Here is a 13,978-nt window from a genome sequence, read left to right as displayed (position 1 = left end):
ATGAGCCCGACTATGAGGTTATTGAAATCGCGTGAAGCCATACTGGCGGGGGCTATCCTTTTGTTGACCCTCGCCATTGCAATCCGGTTTCCAGCATTTATTAAGCCATCTACTCTGGCAAATGTCTTCAACGATACGGCTCCGCTGATAATTCTCGCGCTGGGCCAGATGGCTGTCATCCTGACCCGCTGTATCGACTTGTCGGTGGCGGCAAACCTTGCGCTGACCGGCATGGCGGTTGCCATGTTGAATACACTGATGCCCGGCCTGCCGATCCCTGTCATTCTGCTGGTCGCGATTGCACTTGGTGCCTTGATGGGGCTTGTGAACGGCCTGTTGGTCTGGAAGCTCGATATTCCGCCGATTGTCGTCACGCTCGGCACCATGACGATTTATCGCGGCATCATCTTTCTGATTTCCGATGGCCAGTGGATCAACGCACATGAAATGAGTGATGCGTTCAAGGCGTTTCCCCGTGCGGTAATTCTTGGGCTCCCCGTGTTGTCATGGATTGCCATTATCATCGCCGGGGCTTTCATCCTACTGATCAGGCGAACGCCTTTGGGACGTGCGTTTTATGCAGTTGGCGGGAACCCTCATGCAGCGGTTTACACCGGTATCAACGTTGGCATGACCCAATGCCTGGCCTTTGTTATGTCCGGCGCATTGGCAGGCCTCACTGGCTATCTCTGGATCGCCCGTTATGCGGTGGCCTATGTCGATATCGCGGGCGGTTTCGAGCTTGAGGTGGTCGCTGCCTGTGTCATTGGCGGAATATCAATTGCGGGCGGTCTTGGGTCTGTCGGTGGAGCGCTGCTGGGCGCGTTGTTTCTGGGCATTGTCAAGAACGCTCTTCCAGTGGTCAATATCTCGCCTTTCTGGCAGCTCGCCATTTCGGGCAGCGCAATCATCATTGCAGTCGCCTTCAATGCGACATCCAGCCAGACCAAGGGACGTGTGATCCTCAAGAAAGTGGAGCTTGCGCTATGAGCACTGTCTCACTCGCTACAGCCTCAGATGATGGTGCAGCGCCTGTCCGCCAACTGCCGGATCGACTGAGAACCAGATTGCAGCGGTTTGTCGGCAGCTGGGAGCTTTTGTTGCTGGTTGTCGCTGCGGCCGTCTTCGTCACGAATTCTCTTGCATCGCCGTATTTCCTGGATCCGTGGAACCTCTCGGATGCCACCTATAACTTCACCGAGAAGGCAATGATTGCCTTTGCCATGGCGCTTTTGATCATCTCCGGTGAAATCGACTTGTCGGTGGCGTCCATCATCGCTCTGGCATCGACGGCCATGGGCCTCGCCGTGCAATTTGGGGCGGATACATCGACGCTGGTGCTTTGCGGGCTTCTGGTTGGTTTGGCCTGCGGCGCTTTCAATGGTTTGCTGGTCACGGGTCTTGGGCTGCCATCGATTGTTGTGACAATTGGCACCATGAGCCTGTTTCGGGGCCTTTCCTATATTGTGCTGGGCGACAAGGCTTACACAGGCTACCCGGACAGTTTTGCCTTTTTTGGGCAAGGTTATGTTTGGTGGGTGATTTCCTTTGAGCTGGTGCTCTTTGGGGTTATTGCCGCCGTTTTCGCAGTTCTCCTGCATTGGACCAACTTTGGCCGTGTCATCTATGCGATTGGCAATAACCCAACGGGTGCTTTGTTCTCCGGTATTCGGGTTCCAAGGGTCAAGTTTGCGTTGTTCTTGCTGACTGGGTTGATGTCAGGTGTTGCCGCGATATGTCTGACCTCCCGTCTCGGCGCAACGCGGCCGTCTATTGCGTCTGGTTGGGAGCTGGAGGTTGTGACCATGGTTGTCTTGGGCGGGATCAATATCCTTGGTGGTTCCGGCACGATCCCCGGTGTGTTCATTGCCGCCTTCGTCATGGGAATGGTTACCTTTGGCTTTGGGCTTTTGAACGTTCCCGGTATCGTTATGTCGATCTTCATCGGGTTGCTCCTCATTTCAGTCATTGCATTGCCGCGTCTTTGGCGCCGCTATGCATCTCGCAAGGCTTAGAAGATGGAAAAGATCGCTTTTCGGATGACGCTGAGTCCCGGCTGTGAAGATGAATACAAGAAACGCCATGATGAGATCTGGCCTGAGCTCGTGTCGATTTTGAAAGAGGCCGGAGTGTCGGATTATTCGATCCATCTGGACAGACAGACGAGTGCGCTGTTCGGTGTACTGTGGCGAAGTGCCGAGCACAAAATGGATGTCTTGCCGCTGGATCCTGTGATACAAAAATGGTGGGCGTATATGGCTGACATCATGGAAACCAAATCCGATAATGAACCGATCGCCGTTCCGCTCGAAACCGTTTTTCAGATGGATTGACGCGACATGAGAACGGTAAAGCATGTCGGCGTCATCGACATTGGCAAGACCAATGTAAAAGTGGCTGTCGTTGATGTCGAGAGCGGCGTCGAGATGGGTGTTATGACGCGGCCGAACAAAGTTTTGGCGGGGCCTCCCTATCCTCATTATGATATTGATGGGCATTGGGATTTCATTCTGGCCAGCCTTCAGGAACTACATCAGAGCCTGAGGATTGATGCGCTTTCGGTCTCGACCCATGGCGCAAGCGTGGTGCTTCTGGGTGCAGACGGAGAGCTTGCCGCTCCGACGCTTGATTATGAATTTGATGGTCCGGATGACTTGGCCGCAGACTATGATGCGATACGTCCTGAATTCTCGGAGACCGGATCGCCTCGCCTTGGCATGGGGCTAAATGTCGGGGCTCAGCTTTTCTGGCAATTGCAAACTGATCCAACGCTCAAAGACCGAATTGCAACCGTTCTCACCTATCCGCAATATTGGGCTTTTCGTTTGACTGGAAAACTGTCAAATGAGGTGACCTCGCTTGGCTGTCATACGGACCTCTGGAACCCGATTGAACGTAAATATTCATCGCTTGTCGGCACGCTCGGTCTTGCCAACAAGATGGCTCCTGTGAAATCCGCGACTAAGTGCCTGTGTTATTTGAGATCTGCTGTTGCCGCTGAAACCGGGCTGCCTTTGGATGCGCCTGTTGCTTGCGGTATCCATGATTCCAATGCGTCTCTCTACCCGCATCTTTTGAAACGCACTACTCCGTTTTCTGTGGTGTCTACGGGCACCTGGGTGATCTCTTTGGCAATTGACGGGCGGGATGTGGAGCTGGATCCTGGGCGCGATACGTTGATCAACGTCAACGCCTTGGGAGACCCGGTTCCCTCGGCCCGTTTCATGGGGGGGCGTGAGTTTGATCTGGTGATGGGGGGACGGACGCATCATTTTGACGAGTGCGATATTGCTGATGTGTTGGCGCAAGAGATCATGCTCTTTCCGGCTGTCGATCCGCGATCAGGTCCATTTCAGGGCCGGGAACACAGCTGGAGTATCGAGCAATCTGATTTGAGCGATGGCCAGCGGTATGTCGCTCTGTCCTTTTATCTGGCCCTTGTCACGGCAGAATGCCTGAACATGATTGGGGCCGAAGGGCCGGTCGTGGTGGAAGGACCATTTGTTCAAAATACACTCTACCTGGATATGTTGAAGGCTGTGACTGGCCGGCCCGTGGAATCAACAGACGGCTCAATGACCGGTACAAGCATAGGCGCTGCGCTACTCGTGGAGCGGGGAGAAAAACATGCATCTCACGCTGAAAACCACATCCACCCTACTGCGGACAATGAGCCTGGGCTTGCAAGCTATGCAGCCAGATGGAAAACGCTGCTTGAAGCTTGATCAGGCGAGCACCACCGGTTGGCTACGTCCTTCGATATGGCGGACTTGAACCGGGTAATCGTAGGCGTCTGTCAGGATTGTATCCTGATAAACCTCGTTGACATTGCCGAGTGCTTTTAAGCTTCCTTGCTGCAAGACAAGCACCGTATCGGCGAAACTGGCCGTCAGATTGAGATCGTGCATGATCGCCAGCACACCGCCGCCGCGCTTGGCGTAATTGGCCGCGATTTCCATGATCTGCATCTGGTGTTTGATGTCCAGGCTTGAGACCGGCTCATCGAGGAACAGCCAGCGCGGGTGACCATCTTCGGATGTCGGCTCCCAGACCTGACACAGGACACGAGCCAGTTGAACACGCTGTTGCTCGCCGCCAGAAAGTGCCTGATAGGATCTGGCCTCGAACCCGTCCAGATCTACCATTTCCAAGGCTTCGAGGATACGGTTTCGCCGCGCCAGGGTCGTACCGACAGATGTGCGTTTCAAGATGCCGAGATTGACCACTTCGGCAACGGTTAGCGGAAACGCAAGAACAGTATGTTGAGGCAGAACGCCTCTTCGCCCGGCCAGAACCTCAGGCTTCATGGTCTTGATATCTTGCCCGTTGAGCGAAACTGTCCCTGTGAAGGCGATTTCACCGGTCACAGCCTTTAGCAAGGTGCTCTTGCCAGAGCCATTGGGGCCAATAATCGTGTGGAAAAGGCCGGGTTCCGCCGTGAAGTCGACGTTCTTGACGACAGGTTTGTCACCATAGGAAATGTGCAGACCTTCGATCTGCAATGAGCCTGTGGGGAGTGTGTCCGTGTTTGGATGAGACTGCGCCATCAAAGTTCTCCGTTAGAGGCCGGACAAGCCGCGTTTGCGCAGCAGCAGCCATAGGAAAAAGGGCGCGCCGATGAAGGCGGTCAGGATTCCGATTGGCAATTCGGCAGGAGCAACAATTGTCCGGCTTAATGCGTCGGTCATGATGAGAAGCGTTGCGCCTAGAAGCGCTGCTGCAGGCAAGAGGTAACGATGATCTGGTCCAATGGTCAGGCGCAACAGATGCGGGACCACAATGCCGACAAATCCAATACCTCCACTGACTGCAACTGCAGAGCCAACGGCTGCCGCAACAAGCAGGATGCAAATTCTCTTGAAGCGCTGAACCCGAATGCCGATATGGCTGGCTGCGGCTTCTCCCAGCATCAGCGCATTTAGTCCATGCGCCAATGGTTGCGCCAGAAATAGCGCGGCCAACATGATTGGTCCGGCGCCGTAGACTTTCGACCAGGTCGTTCCGGCGAGTGAGCCCAACCCCCAGAATGTCAGATCCCGCAATTGTTGGTCGTCGGCTATGTAAATCAATAGCCCCGTTGTGGCGTTGGCCAATGCACCCAGAGCGATACCTGCCAGCAGCAGCGTTGCGATGGACGTTACACCGCTTTGCGTGCCAATCCGGTAGAGCAGCCAGGTTGTTAAAAGGGAACCTGTGAAGGCTGCGAAGGGAAGTGCAAATATTCCCAGTAACATCGCTATGGGAGCAAGAATGGTGCTGCCAAGAACGATGAAAGACGCTGCGCCCAGTGCGGCTCCCGATGAAACGCCAATAATGCCTGGATCTGCCAGGGGATTCCGGAACAAGCCCTGCAGTATGGCTCCGGACACTGCAAGCGAGGCCCCGACCAGAGCGCCGATGATGACCCGTGGCAACCGGATTTCCCAAAGGACAATCCAGTCGCGCAAGGAGACTTCATCTGGGCGCCCTTGCCCCCCATTCATGAGGTGCTGGATATAGCTCCAGAGCAGATCTATAATAGGAATTCTGATCGGGCCTGTTGCTAGGCCGGCCAATATGGCTGCAATCAGAACGACCACCAGACCGAATATTGTCCGCTGTGCGCGGATTTCGCGGTTACCGGTTGAGGCTTCCGAGCGCCAGAATCTCCATGAAAATCGAGTCGGGGAATGCGGAATGGTCTGTTCGGTCATCCGATGATCAGAGCTCGAAAGCGTTCAGTTTGACCGTCAACTCATGCATGACCTCAGCCGTACGTGGGCCGAAGCCCAGAAGATATTCGCCGGGCATCTTGATCAAGCGTCTGTTTTGGCCCGCTGGGGTCAAGGCGATTGATGGATTGTCGAGGATTGTCTCTCCTTTTGATCCGTGGTTCTCGCGATCCATCATCAAAATAACGTCAGGTGCGGCTTGTATGACGGCTTCTTCACTGAGTTGCTTATAGCCATTGAAATCTGACAGTGCATTTTTGGCACCTGTCATTTTAATGATCCCGTCAGCTGAAGTGTTCGCACCAGAAGCCATAATCCGTCCGTCTGGTGCTGAGAGAACAAACATGATCTTGACGTCTTTGAAGCGGTCGCCTGCCTCGTCCTTTGCTGATGCAATAGAGCGCTCAATTGAAGCTGCCAGTTCAGCGGCCCGATCCGGCACTGAAAGTGCTTCGCCGACAACGCGAACCTTTTCAAGAATCGCAGCGCCTGTGTGATTGTCGGGGACATTGACGATTGAAACTCCTGCCTTTTCCAGCAATCCAATTGTCTCAGGAGGGCCGCTTCCAGCCAACAAGAAGATCAAATCCGGATTGACGGACAGGACACCTTCGGCGGAAAGGGCTCTAATATAGCCGATGTCTGTCAGTGCAAGAGCTTCAGCAGGGTAGGAGCTGGTCTTGTCTCTTGCGACCAGGTGGTCTCCCTGGCCGAGCGCATAAATAATTTCAACGACTGAGCTGCCGACGGCCACAATTCGTTCTGCAGAGGTCGCGGCCATCGGGCTGAGGACAAGAAGGATTGCGCTTATGGCGGCGAAAAATGTCGTTGCGGTCTGGCGGATAGTCTTGCGTGTCATTCTGCTGCTCCCAGAAGGCTCAGTGCTGAAATTTTCGGAAGTCGGTCAACCATGTTGCGCCAGTCGGAGCGTTCCGCATTGCCTTCTTTGCGAACTCCGAAGAACTGGATGAGCTGATTGCCGTCGCTGTCAAAGGCTTCGATAGAGGTTACATGTTCCGTGTCAGCCGGTTTGCGGACGGCCCATACATCCGCGATGTGATCAGTTCTCAAGTGGAGATGGAATGTCGGGTCTAGAACATTGATCCATGGGCCTTTGTCCATCACCTTGGAGATGGGGCCAGAGTGGATCTGGATGCAGCCTTTGTTGCCTACGAAGCACATGATCGGAAGCCCTTCGTCGGCAGCAAGGCGCAGCATCGCAACTACAGAGCCAGTGTCGAGTTTCCAGGCCCATTTTTCACCGACCAGCTCGAAGGCACTCAGACGGTGCAACTCGAAGTCTTTCAGCATGGAGTGGAACTGATGAGGGTCCTTGAGGCCTTCCCAACGGCTTTGCAGATCTGCCTGCAGGTTCTGCTTGGCAGGTGCACGTGGTTTTGGCGCAGGGGCTGGAGCCAGGGGCGGCATTCCCGGTTCCTGATCTTCAACCGTGAGCTTGTCGACCAGAGTTTGCCAAGCCTCAAGATCTGTATCAGGACGTGAGTGGATCTTCTGGACAGCATCGCCATGAGCGTCAAAGAACTGCAGTGAGCGGCGGGTATGTTCGCCGTCCTGCTTTTCGACCGAGAAACCATAGACCCAGTTTGACGGGAACATGCGCGTGTCGATCTGAGCGCCGAGCATCATGGCAGCTCCCTTGCCATCCACAAATTTCTCGAAGACGCCAATTTTTTCGTGCACAGCGCTTTCGTTCCTGGTCAAAGCCATGACTTCGCCAGCCTGCTGCAGGCCAGGGAATATGTCACTGAATCGAGGAGCTATTCTTTTCGCGCTTATGCCGCAAAACGCTGCAATAAATTCGGCTTCAGAGATTTCAAGTTTCTGTGCGAGGTCGCGTTCACGTAGGTTTGGATTTTCTTCGCGTGCCTTGCGGATACGATCTACGTTTTGGCTTCGGGCCTTGTTTGAACTCACTTCAGTCATTTCCGCGCCTTCGCATAATTACACTTACAACTGTTGTTTTGGAGGGATGTTGGCTATCGAAGCGAGTTGCTGAAAGCCAAAGGTTTCCAAGACATTCAGGACATTCAAGGCGCGCAAAAGCCGCCTCAGTCGCCTGATTTAATTTATGAGTTGTATAATCATGTTTTTTGCTTACGACAATAGCGGAATCCAATGCTCATATTTATGCGGCAGCTTATCCCAAGTGCTATCCTTCTCTGCTCAGCGGCTGCTCAAAGGCCATGGATAAGCATGGCCACAAAGCTGATGGTGGTTCATGTCAATTTGGCGGTTGAGTGGTAAGCGGTCGGCAGATCAATTGTGTCAGCGGAAGAGGTCTTCTTCCAATGGTCTGATCAGCGAGGAAGCCGGGACATTGGGTGATGTCGCCAGACCGCGCAGAAGGACGATCGGTTGACCTTCATTTGCCTGCCCCATGAGCAGGGATGCGGAAGATGCAATCTCGTCTGCATGGGCGACGGTTGAGACCATGAGGTCGCGGCCAAACAGATCCTTCTCGCCCCTGATATCCATAAAACTGGTAAGCCCGGCAGCGCCTATGGCTGTTCCGGTGGTGCCGTTTCTGAAGGGGCGTCCAAAGCTGTCGGCGATCACAATGCCCGGCGCAATTCCAAGCTTGCCTTGAAGTGCTGCGCGAAGGTGTGCTGCTGATGCATCTGGGTCTTCTGGCAGCAACAGCAGGCGCCCTTGATCTGCGCCTTCTACATTGGATTGGTCAATTCCCGCTTGTGCCATGACCCAGCCGCGTTTGTGCCTGACAACAAGAACGCCTTTGCGCTTTCGAACGACTTCGCTGCTTTCATCAAGGATGGCCTGGACAAGTCTTGGATCCTTGCAGGTTTCCTTTGCCAGGGCGGTGGCTTCATGACTTGGCGCAATATCCGCCAGATCCCGAAACCTGCCTTCGGCCTTGGAGATGATTTTTTGAGCGAGAACTAGCACATCGCCGCTTTGCAGCTGCAGGTCCTGTCGATCAAGGCAGGACACAATAATCTCAGCTAAATCGTCTCCGGGCTGGATGAGGGGAACCCCATCCAGGGAAGTTATTGTCAGGCTTGGCATTTGCGATCTCAGCCGTAAGCAGCGCGGATGCGCGGGAGGACGTCTTTTGAAAACTGCTTCAGAAAACGTGTTTGATCCTGGCCGGGGGCGTGGAAGACAAAGTGGTTGAAACCAAGGTCGGCATAGGGCTTGAGCTTCTCAACGACTTCTTCCGGATCCGCCGTCACAATCCAGCGGCTGGCTGTCTGATCAGAGGACAGGCTGTCGGCCAGTTGTTCCATTTCCAGTGGATCTTCCACGGTCATCTTCTGTTCTGGTGTCAGCGCCAAGGCGCCCCAGAAACGCGTGTCTTCTTTGGCGCGGGCCACATCCGTATCGAAGGACAATTTTACTTCGATCATCCTGTCCACGTCGTTTGAAGAACGCTCCTGCTGGGCAATCCCGGCTTCAAGGTTGGGCACGAGTGTTTCCGAATAAAGCTCTGGTGCCTTGCCGGATGTGCAGATGAAACCATCGCCGAACCGTCCAGCGTATTTGGCGATCATAGGGCCGGCTGCTGCCACATAGATTGGCACCTGCTGTTCCGGGCGATCATAGATCGTCGCGCTCTCGGTCTTGTAGTAGTCGCCCTCAAATGTGACACGCTCTTCAGTCCAGAGCTTTTTGATCAACCGGACCGCTTCGCGAAGGCGGGCAAAGCGTTCCTTGCGTTCAGGCCACTCGCAGCCGATGGCAGGAACTTCATTGAGACCTTCGCCGGTTCCGATGCCAAGAATAATACGGCCCGGAAACATGGATCCCAAGGTGCCGAAACTCTGGGCGACCATGGATGGATGATGCCGGAAGGTTGGTGTCAGAACGGATGTGCCAAGGGCGATGCGTTTGGTTCTTGCGCCAACAGCGCCGAGCCAGACGAGGGCATGTGGTGCATGTCCGCCAGTATGACGCCAAGGCTGGAAGTGATCGGAAATAAAGGCGCTGTCGAGGCCGACCTCCTCTGCCAGTATGGCAAATTCCATCAGGTCATGGGGAGTGAACTGTTCGGCTGACGCCTTGTATCCGATGCGGAGCATTGCTGTTCCCTTGCTTTGTTGTCTGTTTGAACAATGTCAGGCGGTTTGCGGTTGCCGCTGCTTGCGCGCCTTGAAAGGTGTGTTGATCATTTGTTCGAGCGGTGCTGCCTGCATCGCGCGCTGTTGTCGTTCTGTTGAGACAGGCCCATAGGTGGTTGAGCGCTGACACGGCTCGCGTCCAATGGAGTGAATAAGGTCTTCCATCTGCCAGGGAGCGAATTCCTGGCCGTGAACGGCGCCAGCGGCTCTGGTGATGCTCTCGTTCATCAGGGTGCCGCCCATGTCATCTGCGCCGGAGTTCAGGCAAATCGCTGCGCCTTCCGGTCCCATTTTGACCCAGGAGGCCTGAATGTGGTCGATAACATCAAAGAAGACGATGCGTGCAACGGCGTGCATCAAAACGGCTTCGCGCCATGTGGGGCCTTTGCGGGATTTTCCCTGCAGGTAGATAGGTGCTTCCAGAGCGACGAACGGCAGGGGAACGAACTCGGTAAAGCCGCCGTAATCCAATTGATGGGCGCGCAGGCGCATCAGGTGCCTTGCCCAGTGTTTTGGTTTTTCGACGTGACCATACATGATTGTCGACGTGCTCTTCAGCCCGATTGAGTGTGCTGCCCGCATGACCTGAAACCATTGGTCCGTCGTGATCTTGTCCGGTGCGATGAGGGTTCTGATTTCGTCATCGAGAATTTCAGCCGCGGTGCCGGGAAGGGAGGCCAGACCTTCTGCTTTGAGCTTGGCCAGATAGTCTGTCAGCGACAGACCGAGCGTGGCAGCGCCCTGCCAGATTTCCAGCGGCGAGAAAGCGTGGATGTGAATTCCGGGTGCTGCCTGTTTCGCATGGCGCAGGAGGTTGAGATAGGTCTCTCCTGTGTAACCCGGATTTATGCCGCCTTGCAGGCAGATTTCGGTGCCGCCGCGTGACCAGGCCTCTGCAACGCGACGGGAAAATTCTCCCATATCCAGATCATAGGCCGGGCCGCGCAATTCTTCATGGGTTTTGCCTTTTGCGAAAGCGCAAAATTTACAGCCATAAGTGCAGACATTTGTGTAGTTGATGTTGCGGGTGACAACATAATGAGACCGGTCGCCATTTACATCCTGCCGCAAAGCATTGGCATGGGCACAGACGGCGTCGAAACTGTCGCCGCGCGCTGAGAATAACGTGACAATCTGATCTTCGTTCAAGGCTGTGCCCGGGCGAATGTCCAATATGATCTGGATGGCGCTGTCGACGCCGCCGCCCTTGGCCATAGGCCGAGGGCTTTCATGGGATCCGGGCACCCATGGTCCTTCGAACGCCAGACCACTGGTGTCTGAGGCGCGCAAGACAGAGGTCTGCATTTTGGCATCAATCCAGCGGTCCGCATCATGGATGTAACGCGGATATGCGGTCAGGCGCGGTGCCAGTGTCTTGCCTTCACGCGCTGTGATCGCGGAGAGTTTTTCAAGGCTTGGCCATGGCGCTTCCGGATTGACATGATCGATGGTCACCGGAGAGACGCCGCCCCAATCATTGATGCCGGCTTCAAGCAGTTCCGCGCCTGTTCCCGCGGCCAGATTGGGAGGAGCCTGAAGGCTGATTTCTTCTTGGAGGATCAGCCGTGCGGCGGCAATCGTCCATTGATGCTCTATCGGATCGGCGGGCGGATTTGCCCGCATTTTCGTATCAGATTTTGGCATGAAGTTCTGGATGATAACTTCCTGAACATGGCCGTATCTGTCGTGAGAGTCTCGGATTTTCAAGAGCGCGTCGATGCGTTCTTCACGGGTTTCTCCAATGCCAATCAGAAGGCCCGTGGTAAAGGGTACCTGTGCTTGCCCTGCCGCATCCAGACTTGCCAACCGGGCTGCGGGGTCCTTGTCGGGACTGCCAAAATGGGGCCCGCCGCGTTCAGACAACCGGGCTGATGTCGTCTCCAGCATCATGCCCATGGAGGCGGACATGGGACGGAGCATTTCGAAGTCCTGAACCGTCAGAGTGCCGGGGTTCAAATGTGGTAGGAGCTTCGTTTCATCGCGAACAAGGGCAGCAACATGGGCCAGATAATCGAGGGTGGTTTCAAACCCGAGCACGTCGAGAGCTTCTCTGACGGCGCGATACCGGAGTTCCGGTTTTTCGCCAAGCGTGAAAAGAGCCTCGTGACATCCGGCTTTTTCGCCCTCGCGTGCGATCTCCAGAACCTCTTCTGGCGATAGGTAGATTTTCTGTCCTGCCTTGGGCGGCTTGGCGAAGGTGCAGTAGTGGCAAACGTCGCGGCATGTCTTCGTTAGCGGTATGAAAACCTTTGGCGAATAGGTCATAAGGGAGCCGAAATTCGCGTCACGGCGTGCTCGTGCCTGGGCCATCAGGCCTGCAATGTCTTGGGTGGCGATTAGCTCGTTCAGGTCCAGATTATTTGGGCCAAAATCAGGGAGGCCGAGGGTATGGTGAAGGTCTGTCACGATACCTCCTTGAAGAATGGTGCTTCTGAATGGGAGAGTGAGGACAGCAGTCCTGCCGTGTGACTGCCCGGAGCGTGCAGATTGATAAGGCGAAGATCGCCTGGCTTATCGAAATCTATGGCGACACGCGGCAAGTTCAGTGTTGTTGGACGCAATCCCATTGAGATGGCCAGATTCATATGGCGGCGATAGCTGTCCGGGCCGAATGAGAAGGGCAACTCTGCATCTTTTGTCGTCAAAAGAGCGTTGGTGCCTTCCTGGTCATGGGCCGGTACAACGACAACTGTTGCATCATCTGTTTTCGTGGAGAGAATATGCTCTACGTCAGTTGTCATCAGCGTTGGCAGGTCGGATGGAAGAACAAGACATGCGGAGCTGGCGTAACGCTGCTGCAAAGCTATGCGCCCAATGGTTAGCGCGCTGTTCAGATCTTCAGTTGTGTCTTCCAGGATCACCGCTCCCAGGGCTGTGCCGATGGCAGAGGCCTCTGGGTCTGACGTGATCAGTGCCACTCCATCTAGCTTCTGTGCCTGAGATACGGCGGTCAGAGTATCGCGCAGCATGGACTTGGCGAGGCCAGCGCGTTCTGTCTCGCTGAGCCAGCCGGACAGGCGGGTCTTTGCCAAAACGAAGCGTTTGACAGGGATTAGGGCCCAAGTGGTCATCGCAAGGCCTTTGCAAATTCCAGGGCAGCTCTGGCGAGGTTACGTTTTGCTGACATGTCGATCATCAGCGTGTTGGCAGTCGTGACGGGCAGGCCAGCGCCCAAGTGTACGAACTCAGCAGCTTGCTCAGCATCCCGCTCATCAATAATGTAGCCGTTGAAAATATCCAGATGCATCGCTGCGACAGCGGCGGCGGTGACGGGCTTGCCGAAGCCTTGCATCATTGTGGCCGTAGGTCCCTTGATCGCCTCACCGCCAATAACGGGCGTGACGCCGATGACCGGCGCTGGGCTTTCAATCAGGGCCTGACGCAATCCGGGCACTGCGAGCACTGGCGCAATTGAAAGGTATGGATTTGACGGGCAAACGATAATGGCTGCAAGATCCGGCTCTGTCAGGGCAGCTAATACTTCCGGCGTCATGGATGCCTGTTCAGCGCCGCGAAACACGACATCGGTGACTCTTGGTTCTGCTTGGGCAGCAACGAACCAGTCATGAAAATCATAGTCGCCGTCTGTGCAGCGTATCTGGGTCGACACCGGCGCATCGCACATGGGCAACAGTTTGCTGTTCAAACCGAACGAACGAGCGAAGTCTGCGGTGATGTCTGTCAGCCGGTCTCCACGGGCCAATCGCATGGTTCTGAGGAGATTGGTTCCCAGATCCTGATCGCCGATGTTGAACCAGATGTCCTCTCCCAGCTCACGCATGGCGCTCATGGCGTTCCATGTCTCGTCCTTGCGTCCCCATCCGCGTTCCAAATCGGCGCGGCCGGAGAGGGTGTAGAGCTGTGTGTCGATGTCCGGGGTCACGAACAGTCCATAGTGATTGGAATCATCCCCGGTGTTCACAATAACCGTCAAGTCTGAAGCTGGTATCTCAGCGGCAAGGCCTTGAGAAAGCTTGGCGCCCCCAACTCCTCCAGAGATCGCAATGATTTTGCCCTTGGTCACCTGGGATATTCGCTTTCATGTGGTTTTTGCCTGCAGTCACGATCCTGTGAAAAGATCGTACCGCTCAATATGTAAATTGCCTAACTACCGGTTTGCAGGCAGGACAACTTGATGATGCCAAGATTGCCTCATTTTTAGCTATGATC

The 13,978-nt window shown here is 55.0% G+C and carries 13 protein-coding genes; 4 read left to right on the top strand and 9 right to left on the bottom strand.

Going from position 1 to position 13,978, the window contains the following annotated elements:
- Genes V6575_RS01940 through V6575_RS01925 form a run of 4 tightly spaced genes read left to right on the top strand, consistent with a single transcriptional unit; the run spans position 1 to position 3,725 of the window.
- Positions 1-990, top strand: a complete 990-nt coding sequence (locus V6575_RS01940) for an ABC transporter permease (protein ID WP_340272711.1) — start codon at positions 1-3, stop codon at positions 988-990.
- Entirely contained in the window at positions 987-2,015 is a 1,029-nt protein-coding gene (locus tag V6575_RS01935) for an ABC transporter permease (protein ID WP_340272318.1), read from the top strand. Before V6575_RS01940 ends, V6575_RS01935 begins: the two co-directional genes overlap by 4 nt.
- 3 nt (positions 2,016-2,018) lie before the next feature.
- Positions 2,019-2,333 carry an L-rhamnose mutarotase gene (rhaM, locus tag V6575_RS01930; RefSeq protein ID WP_340272316.1) on the top strand — a complete coding sequence of 105 codons (315 nt, stop codon included), beginning with the start codon at positions 2,019-2,021 and terminating at the stop codon, positions 2,331-2,333.
- Between the two features lie 6 nt (positions 2,334-2,339).
- A complete protein-coding gene (locus V6575_RS01925; RefSeq protein ID WP_340272314.1) occupies positions 2,340-3,725 on the top strand; it encodes an FGGY-family carbohydrate kinase in 1,386 nt (461 codons plus the stop codon).
- Here the strand turns inward: V6575_RS01925 and V6575_RS01920 are convergent, their stop codons facing one another.
- The 9 genes from V6575_RS01920 to cofD all read right to left on the bottom strand — a co-directional run bounded on the left by V6575_RS01920 (position 3,726) and on the right by cofD (position 13,832).
- Positions 3,726-4,547, bottom strand: a complete 822-nt coding sequence (locus V6575_RS01920; RefSeq protein WP_340272313.1) for a heme ABC transporter ATP-binding protein — start codon at positions 4,545-4,547, stop codon at positions 3,726-3,728.
- Between the two features lie 12 nt (positions 4,548-4,559).
- Complete coding sequence (locus tag V6575_RS01915; RefSeq protein WP_340272311.1) at positions 4,560-5,693, bottom strand: FecCD family ABC transporter permease; 1,134 nt, start codon at positions 5,691-5,693, stop codon at positions 4,560-4,562.
- 7 nt (positions 5,694-5,700) lie between these two features.
- Complete coding sequence (locus tag V6575_RS01910) at positions 5,701-6,570, bottom strand: heme/hemin ABC transporter substrate-binding protein (RefSeq protein ID WP_340272309.1); 870 nt, start codon at positions 6,568-6,570, stop codon at positions 5,701-5,703.
- Complete coding sequence (locus tag V6575_RS01905; protein WP_340272307.1) at positions 6,567-7,655, bottom strand: hemin-degrading factor; 1,089 nt, start codon at positions 7,653-7,655, stop codon at positions 6,567-6,569. The genes V6575_RS01910 and V6575_RS01905 overlap by 4 nt, the downstream gene beginning before the upstream one ends.
- 342 nt (positions 7,656-7,997) lie before the next feature.
- Positions 7,998-8,756: a coenzyme F420-0:L-glutamate ligase gene (gene cofE / locus V6575_RS01900; RefSeq protein WP_340272306.1), complete on the bottom strand. Its 759-nt coding sequence runs from the start codon at positions 8,754-8,756 to the stop codon at positions 7,998-8,000.
- Between the two features lie 8 nt (positions 8,757-8,764).
- A complete protein-coding gene (gene fgd, locus V6575_RS01895; RefSeq protein ID WP_340272305.1) occupies positions 8,765-9,769 on the bottom strand; it encodes a glucose-6-phosphate dehydrogenase (coenzyme-F420) in 1,005 nt (334 codons plus the stop codon).
- 36 nt (positions 9,770-9,805) lie between these two features.
- On the bottom strand, positions 9,806-12,214 hold the full coding sequence (gene cofH, locus V6575_RS01890) for a 5-amino-6-(D-ribitylamino)uracil--L-tyrosine 4-hydroxyphenyl transferase CofH (RefSeq protein ID WP_340272303.1): 2,409 nt from the start codon (positions 12,212-12,214) through the stop codon (positions 9,806-9,808).
- A complete protein-coding gene (cofC, locus tag V6575_RS01885; RefSeq protein ID WP_340272302.1) occupies positions 12,211-12,879 on the bottom strand; it encodes a 2-phospho-L-lactate guanylyltransferase in 669 nt (222 codons plus the stop codon). Before cofC ends, cofH begins: the two co-directional genes overlap by 4 nt.
- Positions 12,876-13,832, bottom strand: coding sequence for a 2-phospho-L-lactate transferase (gene cofD, locus V6575_RS01880; RefSeq protein WP_340272301.1), 957 nt, complete (start codon positions 13,830-13,832; stop codon positions 12,876-12,878). The genes cofC and cofD overlap by 4 nt, the downstream gene beginning before the upstream one ends.
- Positions 13,833-13,978 lie beyond the last annotated feature (146 nt).

It is taken from the genome of Roseibium algae (assembly GCF_037783265.1).
GTDB classification, from domain to species: Bacteria; Pseudomonadota; Alphaproteobacteria; order Rhizobiales; family Stappiaceae; genus Roseibium; species Roseibium algae.
This window is presented reverse-complemented; position numbering and strand designations above follow the sequence as displayed.

Coding starts and splice junctions, on each gene's coding strand:
- V6575_RS01920 (WP_340272313.1), bottom strand. CDS start 4,547: ATGGCGCAGTCTCATCCAAACACGGACACACTCCCCACAGGCTCATTG.
- V6575_RS01915 (WP_340272311.1), bottom strand. CDS start 5,693: ATGACCGAACAGACCATTCCGCATTCCCCGACTCGATTTTCATGGAGA.
- V6575_RS01910 (WP_340272309.1), bottom strand. CDS start 6,570: ATGACACGCAAGACTATCCGCCAGACCGCAACGACATTTTTCGCCGCC.
- cofC (WP_340272302.1), bottom strand. CDS start 12,879: ATGACCACTTGGGCCCTAATCCCTGTCAAACGCTTCGTTTTGGCAAAG.
- fgd (WP_340272305.1), bottom strand. CDS start 9,769: ATGCTCCGCATCGGATACAAGGCGTCAGCCGAACAGTTCACTCCCCAT.
- V6575_RS01935 (WP_340272318.1), top strand. CDS start 987: ATGAGCACTGTCTCACTCGCTACAGCCTCAGATGATGGTGCAGCGCCT.
- cofE (WP_340272306.1), bottom strand. CDS start 8,756: ATGCCAAGCCTGACAATAACTTCCCTGGATGGGGTTCCCCTCATCCAG.
- rhaM (WP_340272316.1), top strand. CDS start 2,019: ATGGAAAAGATCGCTTTTCGGATGACGCTGAGTCCCGGCTGTGAAGAT.
- V6575_RS01905 (WP_340272307.1), bottom strand. CDS start 7,655: ATGACTGAAGTGAGTTCAAACAAGGCCCGAAGCCAAAACGTAGATCGT.
- V6575_RS01940 (WP_340272711.1), top strand. CDS start 1: ATGAGCCCGACTATGAGGTTATTGAAATCGCGTGAAGCCATACTGGCG.
- V6575_RS01925 (WP_340272314.1), top strand. CDS start 2,340: ATGAGAACGGTAAAGCATGTCGGCGTCATCGACATTGGCAAGACCAAT.